The organism is Armatimonadota bacterium (assembly GCA_022563855.1).
Taxonomy (GTDB): domain Bacteria; phylum Armatimonadota; class Fimbriimonadia; order Fimbriimonadales; family Fimbriimonadaceae; genus JADFMN01.
The window spans coordinates 22,208-38,313 of sequence record JADFMN010000012.1 but is presented as its reverse complement, the minus strand read 5'-3'; the positions used below and the strand labels follow the sequence as shown (position 1 = coordinate 38,313).

General features: G+C 58.0%; 13 protein-coding genes. 8 read left to right on the top strand and 5 right to left on the bottom strand.

Annotated features, from left to right (window positions below; genetic code table 11):
* Positions 1 to 16 precede the first annotated feature (16 nt).
* From IH944_13005 to IH944_12985, 5 genes are all read left to right on the top strand, one after another.
* Positions 17 to 943, top strand: a complete 927-nt coding sequence (locus IH944_13005; GenBank protein MCH7905467.1) for a DUF1731 domain-containing protein — start codon at positions 17 to 19, stop codon at positions 941 to 943.
* A 29-nt stretch (positions 944 to 972) separates the two neighbouring features.
* On the top strand, positions 973 to 2,415 hold the full coding sequence (locus tag IH944_13000; GenBank protein MCH7905466.1) for a hypothetical protein: 1,443 nt from the start codon (positions 973 to 975) through the stop codon (positions 2,413 to 2,415).
* A 97-nt stretch (positions 2,416 to 2,512) separates the two neighbouring features.
* A complete protein-coding gene (locus tag IH944_12995; GenBank protein ID MCH7905465.1) occupies positions 2,513 to 4,507 on the top strand; it encodes a hypothetical protein in 1,995 nt (664 codons plus the stop codon).
* Positions 4,504 to 6,516, top strand: coding sequence for a hypothetical protein (locus IH944_12990; GenBank protein ID MCH7905464.1), 2,013 nt, complete (start codon positions 4,504 to 4,506; stop codon positions 6,514 to 6,516). Before IH944_12995 ends, IH944_12990 begins: the two co-directional genes overlap by 4 nt.
* 69 nt (positions 6,517 to 6,585) lie before the next feature.
* Positions 6,586 to 7,041: a DinB family protein gene (locus IH944_12985; protein ID MCH7905463.1), complete on the top strand. Its 456-nt coding sequence runs from the start codon at positions 6,586 to 6,588 to the stop codon at positions 7,039 to 7,041.
* Positions 7,042 to 7,467: 426 nt separating this feature from the next.
* On the opposite strand, the gene IH944_12980 is transcribed toward IH944_12985, so the two are convergent.
* Together IH944_12980 and IH944_12975 are read right to left on the bottom strand one after the other, a co-directional pair.
* Positions 7,468 to 8,367, bottom strand: coding sequence for a hypothetical protein (locus tag IH944_12980; GenBank protein MCH7905462.1), 900 nt, complete (start codon positions 8,365 to 8,367; stop codon positions 7,468 to 7,470).
* Between the two features lie 169 nt (positions 8,368 to 8,536).
* Complete coding sequence (locus IH944_12975; GenBank protein MCH7905461.1) at positions 8,537 to 9,751, bottom strand: ParA family protein; 1,215 nt, start codon at positions 9,749 to 9,751, stop codon at positions 8,537 to 8,539.
* Between the two features lie 83 nt (positions 9,752 to 9,834).
* Here IH944_12975 and IH944_12970 point away from each other — a divergent pair, with 83 nt between their 5' ends.
* Positions 9,835 to 10,146 carry a hypothetical protein gene (locus tag IH944_12970; protein MCH7905460.1) on the top strand — a complete coding sequence of 104 codons (312 nt, stop codon included), beginning with the start codon at positions 9,835 to 9,837 and terminating at the stop codon, positions 10,144 to 10,146.
* 795 nt (positions 10,147 to 10,941) lie between these two features.
* Entirely contained in the window at positions 10,942 to 11,958 is a 1,017-nt protein-coding gene (locus tag IH944_12965; protein ID MCH7905459.1) for a DUF3500 domain-containing protein, read from the top strand.
* 217 nt (positions 11,959 to 12,175) lie between these two features.
* Here IH944_12965 and IH944_12960 read toward each other — a convergent pair whose 3' ends face one another.
* A complete protein-coding gene (locus IH944_12960) occupies positions 12,176 to 12,880 on the bottom strand; it encodes a hypothetical protein (GenBank protein ID MCH7905458.1) in 705 nt (234 codons plus the stop codon).
* Between the two features lie 262 nt (positions 12,881 to 13,142).
* Here IH944_12960 and IH944_12955 point away from each other — a divergent pair, with 262 nt between their 5' ends.
* Positions 13,143 to 14,564: a hypothetical protein gene (locus IH944_12955; GenBank protein ID MCH7905457.1), complete on the top strand. Its 1,422-nt coding sequence runs from the start codon at positions 13,143 to 13,145 to the stop codon at positions 14,562 to 14,564.
* A 20-nt stretch (positions 14,565 to 14,584) separates the two neighbouring features.
* Here the strand turns inward: IH944_12955 and IH944_12950 are convergent, their stop codons facing one another.
* Both IH944_12950 and IH944_12945 read right to left on the bottom strand, forming a co-directional pair.
* On the bottom strand, positions 14,585 to 15,343 hold the full coding sequence (locus IH944_12950) for a MinD/ParA family protein (protein ID MCH7905456.1): 759 nt from the start codon (positions 15,341 to 15,343) through the stop codon (positions 14,585 to 14,587).
* 15 nt (positions 15,344 to 15,358) lie between these two features.
* Positions 15,359 to 15,931 (bottom strand): hypothetical protein, encoded by a 573-nt coding sequence (locus IH944_12945; GenBank protein ID MCH7905455.1) that lies wholly within the window; start codon positions 15,929 to 15,931, stop codon positions 15,359 to 15,361.
* Between the last annotated feature and the right edge of the window lie 175 nt (positions 15,932 to 16,106).

The following is a 16,106-nucleotide window of genomic DNA, read 5'->3' as shown; positions in this document are numbered from 1 at the left end:
ATAATCACGCGATCGCATGACCGACAGCGCGAAACCGAGCGGGCGGATTGTGATAGCCGGGGGCACGGGGTTTCTTGGCTTGAACCTTGCGCGTCACCTGGCCGACTGCGAAGTTGTTCTGATCTCGCGCAACGCTCCGGCTGAGAAAGGCCCGTGGTCGCACGTCACGTGGGATGCCCGCACTCTCGGCGACTGGGCGGATCATCTTGACGGCGCATCCGCGTTGGTCAATCTCGTCGGGCGCACCGTCGATTGCATCAAGACCCCCGACCACTGCGACGAGATCCTGCGCTCGCGCGTCGAGGCGACTCTCGTTCTCGGCGAGGCCGTGCGGCGAGTGCAGAACCCGCCGCCGGTGTGGGTGCAGATGTCGACGGCGCACATTTACGGCGACCCCCCGTCGGTGGTTTGCGACGAGGACTCGCCGACCGGTTTCGGCCTAGCGCCGATCGTCGGCAGGGCGTGGGAGGAGGCGTACGCGGGTTCCGTTCTCCCCGGGATGCGCCAGGTGATTCTTCGCACCAGCTTTGTTCTCGGGCGCGGCGGCGCTCTTCCGCGTCTTGCGAAACCGGTCCGCTGGGGTTTCGGCGGAAAAGCTGGGCACGGACGACAGGGCATGAGTTGGATCCATGAGCACGACATGAGCCGACTGTTCGCCCGCGCGATCGCTGACGAAAGCATGAGTGGCGTGTATGTAGCCTCCGCGCCAAACCCGGTCTCGAACGCGGAGTTCATGCGAGAGTTCAGACGAGCCCTGCGCGTTCCGTTCGGTCTGCCTGCCGCAAGCTGGATGATCCGACTCGCCGCCCCGCTCCTCATGCGCACCGATCCAGAACTTGCGCTGTTCGGCCGGTACTGCGTCTCGCGGCGATTGAAGAAGGAAGGGTTCGAGTTCTCGTTCCCGGACTTGGCGTCGGCGATGAAGGACATCTACAGCCGTTGAGGATTCGGCCCAAGCTATAATTGACGTCAATGGTCAAGAGGCGGAGAAGGTGGATTCTACTCGGCGTCGGGCTGTTCGTTGCGGCGGTCGCAGCGCTGCTGTTTCTTGGGTTGCGCGAGGATCCGCGTTATGTGAAAGCTGCTCGCGGACTCGAGCAGGCCAGGGAAGATGCGAGAGACGCGTTCGGAACGCTGACGTGGGAAGAGTTCCGCGAAGCGAACGGCACCGAGTACCGCGACGACCGCGAGGGTTGGCGGGAGCTAAAGGAGTCGATCCCGGCGAGCGTCGCCGCGTTTTCAGATAGGGACACGACGCCGACGTCGACCCCCGCCGAGGTCTTTCGGGAAGAAGAGGAGTGGTTCCGCGCTCTGGAAGAAAGGATTGCACCGCTTGCTTTGCACCATATTTTCATAGGGGACTGGGGCGACTGGACAGTTGAGTCAACGATAGATGCCAGGCGGGTCATCCAGGCGATGACTGTCGCAATAATTGGCGCAGCCGATGATGGCGACGTAAAGTCGCTGGAGCGGTATACGATGCTAGCATTCGATGTCATTGCCGTTGCCGAGCAGGAGCAAGACACCTCAACATACTTTTCTGGCATGATCAACCGGTCCATCGTCTGGGAAGCACTAGTGACAGCATCGATCAAGAATAGATCGAATGCAAGGGTGATGAGCGTTGCCCGAGCTCTAGTGCAGAAATTGCCGCCAACTCCGTCTCTCGCAGAAGTTGTCGCGGGCGACAGCCGTACACTTGCTCGACTGCTTGAAGCACTGCACACGTTAAACCCGTACCAGATCGGACCCTGGCTTGAGCAGGGCGCTTACGGATATTCATCCGTGGATGACCTTCCGACTCGCTTTGACCGTATGAAGGAACTCTGGGCGAGTCTATTCTCCGATGAAGAAGTCAAAATGCGCCGCACTGGAAACCGCACAGCAGATGCGCTCGAAGCGCGCTATTACGAATCCGTCGTTGAGGCTGAGCGCTTGGCCCGACTTCTCTCACCGGTAGATGGATCAGGAACTGAGGAACTTCGACGGCACTTTATCGAGCTCGATGAGATTAACGATCTGTCGTATGAACTTGCCACAGTGCTGTTGGGGAGTCAGGACACCATTGTTGGCTGGGCGATTAGTTTCGGCTTTGAGCGCCGCAGCAGCGAGGCGGCGATTGACATGTTGGGTCGATATCCAAAGTACGCCGACTTGCCAGACGAACTCCCGCAAGACTTGGCTTTGATCGACCCGTACGGCAGCGGCAGAGATGCCTTGTATAGAAAGACAGGAACGGGTTTCGTCATTTATTCTCGCTGGACAAACGGTAGAGACGACGGGTTCATAGAATCTATCTTCTATGGCGATGAATACGTGCAGTTCCAAGCACGGAGCGGTAACGAATTGGATCGCGGGACGATCGTCAATTACTGGCTGACCAAACCTGATCCCAGATTCTTCTACAGTCCCTGATATGGGTTTTCTTGTTGGTCGATCCGCGCGCTTGGAGGCGCACATCAATCTTTGGTCGGTGCCAAAACCGTTATAATAAGCGTCAAGGAGTCAGAGAATGCTGGCATTGATCTTTGCTGCGGTTGCTGCTCAACCGCAAACCGTCACGTTCACCCACCCGTGCGCGCACTCTTCGATTGTGCTGGAGGCGTTCGGGAAGCAGATCGGCGAGACGATCAAGCCTAGCGGCAGCGTCAACAAGGACTACTTCCTCATCCGCTTCGACGAAATGCCGATCGAGGACGCCAAGGCCGCGATAGCCAAGACCCTCAACGCGACTTGGTCGACGAAGGGCGACGTCCTGTATCTCACTCGCACAAGAGCCCAAGAGCTCGCTGAGGAAAACGCGATCGACGCACAACTCCGGCTGTCCATTCAGCGCAACATCGACCAGGCATTCAAAAGGAACGAGGCCAGAAAGCCGCTGGTCTTGAACGACGTGCTTGAGCTGCTGCGCGACCTACCATCCGACGGAAGCTGGAGCAGCGAACTAAATGAAGAGAATCCTCAGAGGCGCCTTCAAGACAAGATCGCAGCGACGTTCACCGTGGAGGACTTGATGAGCCTGCCACTTGGCACGACGTACTTTTCGGAAGACAAACAGTCTGGCGACCGGCCGATCCCTTCGAATTGGGCTAAAGCGGTCCAAACTTTTCGGGATGAACGAGACGTTTGGCAGCAAGCGATTCCGATCGCCATTTCGGGTGAAGATAGAAGAAACTTGGGCAGGTGGTTCGCATCCGTCGTAAGCAAATTCGAACTAGAGTTCGAGCGAACTTCGAACACGCTGACAATCATGGTCAAACTCGAAGGCCGGGGTTTGAATATGGAGTCCTTGCTGTCCAGAGCGAGTGGCTTGACGATCAGCCAGAACGAATGGAGCGACTTCTATCGCAATTTGCGACAGCCGGTCGAGGTCAGCAAGGAGATTTCAGAAGCGTGGAATTACGCTAAGCCAAGGTGGACGCATTCGAGTCGAGAATCGGATCAGCGCGTGCGGATCCGCTCGAGCATTCCACGGCTGCTCGCGCAAGTCATCAATGACCTGCCGAACAACGAGCCCTTGACGACCCTCGTGTCTTGGCCGATCTTGGAAGCAGCCGAGTACAGAGAGACCAACATCGTCGCGCTGTTCGCCGACGTTATGTTGCAAAGACCGTTCGATCTTTCGATAGAGAAAGGAGTGCCGTTGCGAGCTTTCTTCGTCAACGGGAACACGAGTTTCTTTGCCCAGTACGACGAAGATCTCTCCTGCTGGATGGCTCGCCCCCGCGACCCGGCTGGCGCCCGGAAAAACCGGATGGACCGGGATGTATTCGGTGCGCTCCTTAGGTCAACGTGGGCCGATGGCTGGACTGGACTGGATGACGCCGTCAATTTCATCATGCGCGCGGGCGCGGAGACCCTCACTCCCGGCTGGGAGTCCATCCTCGCTACCAGCGTTTTCCAACTGCAGAACACGCAAACGTGGTTCAGCAACAAGACTGAGGGGCTTGTGGCTACAGAAATCTATGCGAGTCTGACGCCTACGCAGCGGCTACAGGCTACCCGCGGCGGAGTCGAAATTCCGCTTGCTTACTGGCAGCCGGGAGTTTGGCCGGCGCTTGCGCGCGGCGATTGGCAGGGACAGCGCATGCTTCCGCCAGGGCTAGAGCCGTATGATGTCGAGGCTCGTTTCGGGCGTCGTGTTTCGAATCTCCTGCGCCAAAGGCTGCCGAATGGCACGACGATGCGTGTCCAGGTCTTGGAGGACACAGAGCTTTGGGTGGGCTATGACAAGACGGGCGTTCAATTGAACTTAGAAACCTACGCGCGCGCGTTCGTCGGCGCCGAACTAGGCGTACCAGCTAAATATGACGTCAATAGCGTCGCCGTGGGTCCAACGGAAACGCTTATGGTCGAGTTGATCGTTCCAAACGTCGGCTCGTATGAGATGAAGGCCAAATTTGAGCGCATTCCGTTCCTCGACGAACTCGGTTCGGTCGACAAACTTCCTGCGTCGGCGCGGGCTGCGGTTTTGGCGGCGATCGAAAAGGCGTGGGGTGGACGATGATTGCCGCTATAGCCTTGGTCGCAGCCGCCACTCAATGGCAAACGGTCACGTTCACCCACCCCTGCGCGCACTCTTCTATCGTGCTGGAGGCGTTCGGAAAGCAGATCGGCGAGACGATCAAGCCTAGCGGCGGCGTCAACAAGGACTACTTCCTCGTACGGTTCGACGAAATGCCGATCGAGGACGCGAAGGCCGCGATCGCCAAGACCCTCAACGCGACTTGGTCGAGAAAGGGTGACGTCCTGTATCTCACTCGCACAAGAGCACAAGAGCTCGCCGAGGAGAACGCGATCAACGAGGAGCTAAAGAGATCGCTCCAGCTCAGAATCGATGGGGCGATCAAGAGGAATAGAGACCGGAAACCATTGGTCTTGGTAGAGGTAATCGAGGAGATGCGAAACCAGACTTCTCCCAAGCCCTTTGGCGGCTACACCTATAATGAGAGTCCGTTGAGGCGCTTTGAAGACAGGGTCGAAGCGACGCTCACCGTCGACGACCTGATGAGCCTGCCGCTCGGTTCGACAATCTATTCGGACGATCCGCGATTGGAGGAGCGGCCGTTTCCGCCTGCGTGGATGGACGCCGCGAAAGCGTTCAGGCAAGACCGCGAGGTGTGGTACCGGGCGCAGCAAGTATCGGGGCTGACGGATGAAAACAGCTTCGGCTTAAACTACCCCGGTTCCCTAGTCCACAAGATCGAGCTCGAGTTCAACCGAAAGCCCGATTCGCTGGGGATTTCGATCAGTTTTCGTGCTGGCATTCGGAGCTTGAGCTCGGATTTTAGCGGCGGGAGCGGTATCGTCAGCAGCGAAAACGAGTGGCCCGATTTTTATCGAGGTTTGGACGAGCCGTTGGAGATCGGCAAGGACATGAAGGAGGCGTGGAACTACTTTGTGCCAAGAGGGTGGGTTTTCGCTGGTCGCCGGAATCCGCGTGTGATGACGCGCAAGGAGCTTCCGCGCCTGCTGGCCCAAGTCATCGACGACCTGCCGAACAACGAGCCGCTGACGAGCCTGGTGTCCTGGCCGATTCTGCAAGCCGCCGAACGCAAGAAGACCAACATCGTCGCGCTGTTCGCCGACGGCGTCCTGCATTGGCCATTTCGTCAATCTGTCGAAGACGGCATGACGCTGAGCAGCGTCTTCGGATTTGGGTGGAACATCTTTATGGCGACGTTTGACACAGAACTTTCCTGTTGGATCGCCCGGCCCTTCGATCCAGCCGGTGCAAGAAAGAACCGAATGGACAGACCGGCGTTCGCCACGCTGCTGAAGAGAGCGAGGGCAGACGGATGGATCAGGCTGAACAACATGGCCGGATTCATCAGGCGCACGGAGATTGAGACGCTTGAGCCGAGCTGGCAAACCTGGCTTGGCATTGCCGAGTTCTTGGGGGAGGACGATTGGTCTTGGCCCGGCGTTTTCTCAAGAGGTGGCAACGGCACAGCCGTCTATGCCCGATTGTCTACCTCGCAACAGAGGGCTGCATGGTCTGGTGGAATCGAGATACCGCTCTCCCTCTGGCCGAGCGGAGTTTGGGAAGTGCTCGCGACTTCGGACTGGGGGCGGGCGCGCATGATTCCCGCAGGCCTTGATATGTCCTCCCTCGAAGCTCAGCAGGGCCGACGAGTTTCGTCCCTATTTGGGGAGCGGTTGCCAGCGGGTACGACGCTGCGAGTTCAGGTTGTCGAGGGAACGGAGCTTTGGGTCGGCTATGAGAAAACAGGGTTTCAGATGGACTTGGAGAGGTATGCGAATATCTCCGTCAACCCTGATTACGATGGGCTATCAGACCAGAAAGTAGATCGCGTCGCTGTAGGACCTACGGAAACGCTTACAGTCGAACTGGTCGTTCCAAACGTCGGGTCCGTCGTTATGACAGCCCGGTACGGGCGCGTTCCATTCTTCGATGAACTCGGCCCGGTCGAGCAACTTCCGGCGTCGGCGCAGGCGGCGATCGCTGCGGCGATCCAAAAGGCGCGAGGCGGATCGCGGACGTCATACAATTGAAGCTGTGTCGTCATACGTGTGTCGCGCTCCTCGATCACCGGCCCATGCTAGCACCGTCATAATAGCCGCATGACAGTCGAACAACTGAACGACGCGTGGCGCGTGAACAACGCCGTCAACCTCGAGCTGCTGGAGATGTGCGAGGACGAGCACTTCGAGTTTAAGCCCGGGAAAGGGAAGACTATCCGCTCGAACTGGACGCACATCGTCTCAGTCCGAGGCCACTGGTTGAAGGAGCGAATGCAAAAGGAATCAGCGCATCTCAAGAAACTAGATTGGAAGACCGCGACGCGCAAGGACATCCTCTCGGCTCTCGACGTGACGAACGACCTGATGCAACAGCTGTTTCAGAAGATGGAGGAATCGGATCGCGCGGGCCGGTTCGATACGACCGTGAAGTTCTTTGCGTACTGCATCGCCCACGAGGCGCACCACCGATCGCAAATCGAGATCGCCTTGCGCATTAACGGCCACGAGCCCGAGGATATCTTGCTGTACGGGCTTTGGGACTGGCCGAAGAAGTGAGCCCCAAACCCCGGCCTGCTGGCTGACGTTCGTGGCTGACGTTCGTGGCCGGGGGAGGTTAGGAGGGGCCTTGACATCGATGGACTAAGAGTCCACAGGCCGGGATGCGGACTAAGAGTCCGCGCTCCAAATCCCTCCCCAGACCTGCGAGCTGGTGTTCGTGGCTGACGTTCGTGGCCGGGGGAGGTTAGGAGGGGCCTTGACATCGATGGACTAAGAGTCCGCGCTCCAAATCCCTCCCCAGGCCTGCGGGCTCGTATTCGCGGCTGTCGTTCGTGGCCGGGGGAGGTTAGGAGGGGGCCGAGCGTCATCGCGTCGAGAGCGCGGTGTCGCAGGATCTTTCGATCCGCTCAGGATGACGTGTCACCCTTCGGCGAGACCGTTTCGTCCTTCGCAGGCAGGTCTGGAGACCTGCACCACAATGGGTCACTCCGCAGTACGGCTCTTCCGAAAGACCCGAAAGACAACACGCTCAAAGTTCCGGGCTGCCTTGTGGCTCTTCTTTCCAATCTTGTCGAAGAGCCCGATCGGAAACCTCGGTTTCCTGAGCTCGCAGTCGACGTACCGGACCTCGGTGCCGTCGAGCGGGAGGTTCTCCGGACGCCTGTGCGTGCCGAACATGTGGTCCCACACGGCGAAGCCCCAGAGGCCGACGACCGCGAGGTTGCAAGTCGGCCGCCAATGGTGCATCAGATGGAATCCGTATGCGCGGCGCACGACTTTTCCGAATACACGGTTGTTCATCTTGGGTTTCCACCACGTCTCATACGGCAAGTGGGTGATCGCGTGCCAAACCTCGTACGCGCCCACGCAGAGCGTCACGCAGAAAATTGTGCTGGCGACTATCGGAGCGGCGGGGAAGAACAGCTTGAGCGGAATCGCGAACAGCGCGAGGAATACGCCGTAGAAGATCGACACGGCGTAAACAGGGAACATCATGTCGTCCTCCTGATGCTCGTGCAAGATCGGGTACTCGTTCTCAACCGGCACCTTGCGCTCCGGCTCCTTCGGGGTCACGGGGGCCTTCACGCTCGTCAGGCCGTGATGGTGTGTGTGCGCCTTGTGCATCGAACCCAAGAACGGCAGCACGGCCGAGTGCAGCATGTACCTGTGGTAGAGGTACTCGAACAGGCTCAGCGGCACTCCGATCGCGGCTGTCCAGAGCAGGATGCGCCAAGTTTGCGCAAACTCGTGTGCGAACATCGCTGGCGCGATGAGCCAGAAGACGAACAGCACCGCACCGAGCTGCAAGCTGGTCGTTAAAGTGAACCGGCCATAGGGCATGCCCTTGGCCGTTGCAAGCTGTTGCGGATGTTCAGTACTCAATTTCAGTCGGTTTCCAGCCGGTTTATTTGGGGCGCTTCGCACTACCGTGAGCTAACAATCTGTATAGACGCTCAACCGGGTCTCAACGCCGCGGGCACGTCCCAAAAAGGACACGCTTATTATTGAATATTTCGGCGTGACACGTCTGCCGTTCGGTCCGTTTCGTGCCTCACGACGTTCTCCCGCTGCCCTTGACGATCTCGTCGAAGTCTGCTGATACCAATGACTGGACCGTCTTCAGCTTATCTTCAAGGTAGCGCTCCTGACGCCGCAGCCGCGCCCGCTCGACTTCTAGGTCCGCCGTTCGGCTTACCCGAGTCCACATCGTATGTGCGACGCTGAACAAGACAAGCGAGACGATCCCTATGACGAAGAGAATCCACGCAGGCCAGGCTCGGTAATCGGGGGAAGTGAAAGTGACGGCCCAAATCAGGGAGGTCATAATGGCCGTCGCAAACACGTAAAGCGATAATACTGCACGGCGGCGCTTTGCGCGTCCCGAGTTCTCAAGGTCGGCCCGCAGGTGAACGAGTGCATCCAGTTTCGCTTCCAATTCATGCTGGCGAATGAGAAGGGGACGCCTTAGTTGGGACTCAAGCTTCGTCTTCCATTTCTCAAACGATGACTTGACTTCATCTCCTAAGAGCGTTTCGGCCATTCGAAGAAAGCCGATCGTGTACTCGTTTACTTCTTCTAGGTTAATTGCCAGCTTGCGCCGAGCATAAGCCATGATTACATCAGAGTCCCAAGGTAGCGGCGGCAGATACTTGGCTACTTCCAGAAAATCTCCGTAGGACTTAGCGAAGTCCGGAAGCATTTTGTTCAACAACACCCAAGTGCGATCATAGGTCAGGTCATTTCGCAGCAGGCCCTTTAGGCGCTCAACACCCGCCGCAGAGACCGGATCGTACTCCGCAACAATCACGACTTCGTCCGATACCTCACGGCTCATTGCAACGCAAGCAAACACATCCGATCCAGCTTGGGCATCTATTATGATGAATTCATATTCCTCTCTCATTATTTGAACAGCCGACGTCAAGGACATCCGGAAGCGATCCGGTAAGGTGTTCTCTGTATTTTGGAAGGCGAATGTCGCCGGCAAGAAGAATACATTAGAGTCAAGTCTCATGATTCCTGGAGGAGGCCCGTCTCGATCCCACTCGAAAATGCCCAGAGGCTCGTTTCCTTGTGAGATGCTAATCTCGCCCCATTTCCGTACTTCTTGGAGGTTGAAGAGCGTAAGACCGTTGGTGGCAGCGTCGGCGTCGATGAGTACTACCTTCCTTCCGAGGGCCCCGAGGAGCTTTGCAAGGGACGCTGCCACCACGGTTTTCCCTGAACCGCCCTTAGCGCTCGCGAAACACAATGTCTTGCAGATCATCAGTCTGGCCCTCGCCACTCTTCGGCTTCTTTTCTTGTCTGTCTGATTTCGTCCTGTGTTGCCTCCGGCGCCATGATGTCCCCATGGTGTCTGGCAAGTTCTTCGAATGTTTTAGCGATTCGGTCAGTGTCTTCCGGGTTCGCCCTTACCAAGCCAATAAGACCATGTATTCCAGCGTTAAAATGTCTCAAGCGGCGGTACGCTTGGAGAATCCGCTCAACTTCTCGGCCCAGGAACTCGTTTTGATTGCATGGATCGGACTTGAAAACCTCATAGGCGATGCGGAACTCGATGAAGATGTGGGCCACTTGGCTGTCATGCAGGTTTACCAGCCGGTCTACTCGGGAGGCCACCTCGCCACTAATCGCCCCAGAAACCTCGCCCAGGAGATCTAGTTTCGCGCCGAACCTGATAGAGGGCTCTCGGACATAGGATCTGAATGCACTTTCCACGTTCTTATACACGTAGACGACTCGGCCGTCGGGGCAAGACACTTTTACGGTATTAGTGAATGGCCACAAGAGATTCACCGGCGCCTGCTCATTGCGGTGGCAACATAGTAGGAACTTCCTGAGATACTACCTCTTCTGTTTCTCAAGAAGATCCCCTCCATTCGGCTGGATGCCTAACCTGGTTCACCTGTTGGGGCTTTCGGTCTATACCTCCAACATCACCGCCGTCACCTCTCCGCCTCCGATGTCGGGTGTAGTGACCCCGAGTCTGCCGCCCCGGCGCCGTAGCTCCTACATCAGCGTAAGGATCAGCCGGATGCCAGTCATGCCTGTCGGGTGGCCGTGTTCGGTTTGCGCCTGCGGCCCAAGACTATGCAACATCAACACGTCAACTCCCCACCTCGTGTCTCGGCTCGGGGATCGGCTCGTCCGAGTCATGTTTCGTGGTCTGCATCTCTGATGTGCTCCAAGTCTGAACATTGTGCCAGCCGCGCGGTGCATGTCTCCCAAGCTGGACGTGTACTTCTGGGGAAGTGCACCACAGATTCACTCTTCATCCCCCGAACCATGAGACAGGCGTGCCTCACGACCTTGCCCTGCCGCCTTTGAGGTATGAAGGGAATCCTCGGGCCGCAGTCGCTGGCTCGGTTCTAATCCGCTGGTTTTCGATCCTGACTCGCCTATTGAGCAACGCAATTTGTGATCCTCGCAGCGGCTTGTTCGTGATACAGTATTAGTATGCGAAAGTTTGGGACCATAGGGCTCGCGCTCTTGGGAGTCGCCGCGATCGGCGTGAGCACGCGCACGCTGGACACGGTTGACGCGGCAAACGAGTTCCTGGCCTCGCTGGATCGGACGCAGCACCGCGACGCCGTCAAACAGACGGACGACGACTATCGGACGCGTTGGCGGTACACGCCAGCCAGCCGGCAAGGCGTCTCGTGGAAGTCCATGACCGCAGACCAGGAAGAGAAGGCAACAGCGCTCTTGCGATCAGTCTTGAGCGATGTAGGGATGAAGAAGGCGGGCGTCGTAAGAGAGCTGGAGCAAGTCCTTGGCGAGATCGAACGAAACCCGAGGGGGCGCGATCACGAACAGTACTTCTTCACGTTCTTCGGCACGCCGTCCAAGAGCAGCGAGTGGGCGTGGCGGTACGAGGGCCATCACATCTCGCTGAACTTCGCGTACAAGGGTTCAAAGCTGGTCGCAAGCACGCCGCAGTTCTTCGGCTCCAACCCCGCAGAGGTAATGGCGGGTCCGAAGAAGGGTTTAAGGATGCTCCCGAAGGAACAGGACGTCGCCTTGCGGTTTTTGGCGAGCCTCTCTGACGGTCAGCGCTCCAAGGCAGTGCTGTCTCAGCGGGCGCCTCGCGACATCTTCACCGGAGAATCGCGGACTGCCAAGAGGCAGGCTAACGAGGGGTTGAAGTACAGCGATATGACCGGCGAACAGCAGAAGGCTCTCCAGAATCTGATCAGAGTCCACGCCGAAGCGCAGCGTCCGGACGAGGCCAATCGCCGTATGGGTCAGCTTGCGGCCGTCGAGTTCGAGAGCATCGTGTTCGCCTGGATGGGTGGAGCCAAGGCAGGCGAAGGGCACTACTATCGTATCCAAGGGCCGACGTTCCTCATCGAGTACGACAACATCCAGAACAACGCGAATCACGTGCATGCGGTTTGGCGAGACTTCGACGGCGATTTCGGTCGCGACGTGCTGGGCGAGCACTACGCGTCGTCTCCGCACCATGGAAACTAGCACCACGCTCCCCCTATGCCGAGGGGGAGGGAAGGGAGGGGGATCGTCATTCCCGGACTAAGAGTCCGAGGGCCGGGATGCGGACTAAGAGTCCGCGCTCCGTTCAGAGCGTGGCAGGTCATCCTGTGCGCATCATACGGTCTTGCAACACGGGGCTTTCGTCTGGGCGCGAGGGAATAGAGCCGAGCCTGAACGGGCTACACGGCATCGGCATCGACTACTGCACGCTGCCGCGCCGGGCGCGCTTGGCGCAATCGTACAAAGGGTGCTTCCGGTCGATGGTCCTGAGGTAAGCGTCGATCGCCCTCTTCACGCGCTGCGGATCGTGGTTGTGCCAGTGACCAAGACCGTGCAATGCCGCCTCCTGGCATGCCAGATGATCAATTTGCAACGTGTCGATCATCGCGTCAACGCACGCATTTTCGGCTTGCACTTGGGGATCACGGCTATCCCCGACGGGGTTGCGAGAAAGCCAGTTCGTCGTCCGCCAGGACATTGGGAACACGTCCCAGAACATGAAACATATGTACCCACATTTGTCGTCGCCTCTCGCTCCTAATCCCGCTTCATTCGGCAGGTGACGCGCGAACAGCTTGCGATATAGCGTTGGCATTGCATGGATGCACCGTATCGTGTCCTCTTGTGGTACGCGCTGGTCGCATATGTCGAATGCAAATTCAGAGAGGCCGGAACTCACGACGAAATTGATGCCCGCGCCGATTTGGTCTAGCGTAAAACGCTCAAGCAGTGCTTCCGGTTCTTCAAACAGCTGCGTCATGTAGGCGACGGAAGCTTCTGGATGTTTGTCTGAGTCCCACCACTTTGCATCCGTTTCCCAATGCCAATCCGGGTCGTCGTGGTCGAAGACGTGCACGACCCACTCTTCAAAAGAGTTGATCTGGAATTCCTCGATGTTGGGCAAGTCGCACCTCAGCACGCAGCCGACGTTCGCCGGTCCGTTTAGGTTAGCACGCCTATTCGTTGAGCAGCCGCAGGCCGCCGATGCCCCAGCTTTCGTCTTACAGCAGCGCCTTGACGTACGACTACGTGTTCTCGTCGCACCATGGAAACTAGCACCACCCTCCCCCTATGCCTAGGGGGAGGGAAGGGAGGGGCTGCCAGCACCAACTCCGTCAAGTCGAACTGAGACCAAATCGGTCCATAAGTCGTAAACTGATTGAGAGATGAAGAGGAAGCGGGCGTGGTGGTTCATCGGGGGTTTCGCGCTGATCGTCGCGCTGGTCACCTTCGTCTTCATGTCGCAGCGCGAACACCCGGACTACAAGCGCGCGGCCAAGCGTCTGCCCGAGGCAAGGCGGCAAGCCGAAGAGCTGATCGGCCCGATGACTTGGGCGGAGTATCGCAAGGAGCGCGGAGTCGAGGCGAGCGACGACCTCGACGACTGGATTGCGCTCGAAGCCTCGATCCCACAGGTTTTCCAAGAGTACGACGATTCGCGGAGAGCCGGCTCGACCACGATCAAGATTGAGTATGTATTCAGCGCTTCGCGCGAATGGCTCCTTTCGCTTGCGCCGAGGGTTGAGCCCTTGCGACTGACGCGGCCGAAGATGTCCGGAGGTCTGTACGATTGGACTGGCGAAGATACTCGCAGTAGCAGTGCGGTCGCAAGGAGGTTGCCCCTGCTGTTGGTCGGTGCCGCCGATGCAGGCGACGTGCCTGCCGTCAAAGAGGCGGCCCGTATCGCCTGGATGATCTTCGAGCGCCAGATCGAGGAGTACGACCTTGGCTCAATGATGATCTCGGACGGTGGTCTCGCAGGAATGGAGGAGAATATCGTTCTTGCCGCCGTTCGCAACAGGGACGATTCCGAGGTCATGTCAACCCTGCGAGACATCATGGCCGACAGGCCGAAAAGGCCGCCGTTTCGAGAGGCGGTTTTTGGTGAGGCGCGTACCTTCGCACCGCTGATCGAACAGATACGATCGCTGAAGCCTAGCGAAATCGATGACTGGCTAAACGAATGGGTTGGCTCGATGGTCGAGTATCCGGACGGTGATGTTCTTAGCGCTTGGATCAGGTCTTCCTTGCGAAAGCTCCGAGACGACGAGCCCTTTAGCAACCGAAGAGTGGGCCGGCATACAGCAGCCGCGCTAGAGGCGCGATACTGGGAAGCAATGGTCGAGTGTGCCGAGTTGTCGGATCACCTTTCGTACACCGATAGCGACGGCCACCTTCGCTTGGCAGAGCTTGGTGCGTTTTTCGACTCGTACGCGGACAGGTCGTACGAACTTGCTGCTATCTTCATTCCAATTGGCACCGCCGACTTTAGCAATCGCTACTTGGCGCTTGGTGATGCAAGGGAAATCGGCTTGGAGCTCATTTCGCGCTACCCAAGTCTCGAAGATCTGCCAGCGACACTCCCGGAGGATTTGGTTGCTCCTGACGCGTTCGGCGGCGGGCCGCTTCTTTATCGCAAGACACCGCACGGATTCCTGATCTACACACGGTACAGGAACCGCGTAGACGACGGTTTCATACCGTTGTCCGCCGACTACTACGAGATCGAAGCGCGGTCCAGGAGGAGCGTGGACGCCAAGGACTGGGGATTGATCGTCTCCTACGACGACCCCAATCCGCTGCCGTGATATGTGGCCAGGACTCGCCGCTACGCCGCGCTTGTATTTCGATACACTGGAATGCAGAGCTCGCGTGCCACGGTTTCAAAATCGGCGGCACACTTTGCATTTGGAAACGCTTCGAGCAAGGCGCGTCGCTCGCGCATCGAATCATCAAAGGCGGCGTCGTATCGTATGGATCCACCGTATAGGATGTCCGTGTCAAGGTACTCGTGCGCCGTGTTCTTGATCACCCGGAAGACGGAGCGCGCTTCTTGCTCGTTCCTGACTCGGTTGACGATGACGCGGACGATTGCGTCGGGCTCTCGTCGGTACAGCACCTTGATGAGCGCGTAGGCATCGGTTATGCTCGTCGCGTCTGGGGTTGCGACGACCAACGTCTCGTCTGCACGCTTGAGGAAGGCGAACACGCGATTATCAAGTCCTGCGGCCGTGTCATAGATCAAGAATTCGAAGTCCTCTTCCAACTCGTCGATCTGCGAGAAGAAGGTCGCCATGCGCTTGGGTCCGGCGTGTATAAGCTGGGATACTCCCGAACCGCCAGTTACGAGTGAAATGCCCGCTGGGCCGGGGGTCATGATCTCTCGCAAGGTTTTCTCGCCGTTGAGGACGTGCTGGAGGTTGTATTCAGAGTGGCATCCCACCATGACGTCGATGTTTGCTAGCTGGAGATCGGCGTCGAAGAGCGCAACGCGCTTGCCCATCCGCGTCAGCGCGATCGCGATGTTGATGGAGATCGACGTTTTCCCGACGCCTCCCTTTCCACTTGTCAAAGCGATTGTTCTCATTGGTCTTCCCTGACTTTATCTCCACGCCGCGGTGCGGCAGCTCCCCCTGATGTCGTCCAAGGCCTTCAAGAGCGCATCTCGATCAGTCTGCCAGTCGATCCTCGTTGGCCTTGCTGTCTGAACCTGGCGAGGGGCAGTCTGCTCGGGGTCGCATTCCAGCGTGTAGTGGCGGATGATCGCGCTGCGCAGGGCTGTGGGGCCTGCGACGGAAATCTTGAGGGGGAGGTCTTGCAAGGAGCGAATCTTGTCGGTACTCGCAATATCTAGCGGGTCGGCAGTCGCGATATGCAGGCGGAATTCGAATTCGCGGTAAGGCAAGATGAGCATGGCGAACGCCAATCGCCCAGAAACAGCGTGCAACGAATCGCTCTCAGGCTTTATCGTACTCGCATCGACGTAGTCGTAGTCGTATTGGTCTGCCAAGGCTCTGGCTAGGTCCTCTTCTGTCACCCAACCCGCGGCCGTCACAATCTCGCCTAAGCGCATACGGTTCCGTCGCTGCGACTCCAATGCCTGAGCGACCTGCTCCGAAGTCAGTAGACCTCTGTCCACCAGTATTTCACCTAATCGCAGGTACTCTCGATTCATTGGGGTTTCCTTGGTGGCGTTATTCCACGAATGGCCATATTCTCGGTACGATCAGCTTCAATCATGATCCTCCTAGCGAACCGGATAGGGCCGGCTTGTCCACGTTGGCTCACTGCTCTGGCCGTGTTTCACGCTGCACGCCGTCTGGAATGTTCGTCTAAGCCTCGGTCACGGC

Excerpts from the sequence above, each read along its gene's own strand:
- IH944_13005 (MCH7905467.1), top strand. The coding sequence starts at position 17 with ATGACCGACAGCGCGAAACCGAGCGGGCGGATTGTGATAGCCGGGGGC.
- IH944_13000 (MCH7905466.1), top strand. The coding sequence starts at position 973 with ATGGTCAAGAGGCGGAGAAGGTGGATTCTACTCGGCGTCGGGCTGTTC.
- IH944_12995 (MCH7905465.1), top strand. The coding sequence starts at position 2,513 with ATGCTGGCATTGATCTTTGCTGCGGTTGCTGCTCAACCGCAAACCGTC.
- IH944_12990 (MCH7905464.1), top strand. The coding sequence starts at position 4,504 with ATGATTGCCGCTATAGCCTTGGTCGCAGCCGCCACTCAATGGCAAACG.
- IH944_12985 (MCH7905463.1), top strand. The coding sequence starts at position 6,586 with ATGACAGTCGAACAACTGAACGACGCGTGGCGCGTGAACAACGCCGTC.
- IH944_12975 (MCH7905461.1), bottom strand. The coding sequence starts at position 9,751 with ATGATCTGCAAGACATTGTGTTTCGCGAGCGCTAAGGGCGGTTCAGGG.
- IH944_12970 (MCH7905460.1), top strand. The coding sequence starts at position 9,835 with ATGGTGTCTGGCAAGTTCTTCGAATGTTTTAGCGATTCGGTCAGTGTC.
- IH944_12965 (MCH7905459.1), top strand. The coding sequence starts at position 10,942 with ATGCGAAAGTTTGGGACCATAGGGCTCGCGCTCTTGGGAGTCGCCGCG.
- IH944_12955 (MCH7905457.1), top strand. The coding sequence starts at position 13,143 with ATGAAGAGGAAGCGGGCGTGGTGGTTCATCGGGGGTTTCGCGCTGATC.
- IH944_12950 (MCH7905456.1), bottom strand. The coding sequence starts at position 15,343 with ATGAGAACAATCGCTTTGACAAGTGGAAAGGGAGGCGTCGGGAAAACG.
- IH944_12945 (MCH7905455.1), bottom strand. The coding sequence starts at position 15,931 with ATGAATCGAGAGTACCTGCGATTAGGTGAAATACTGGTGGACAGAGGT.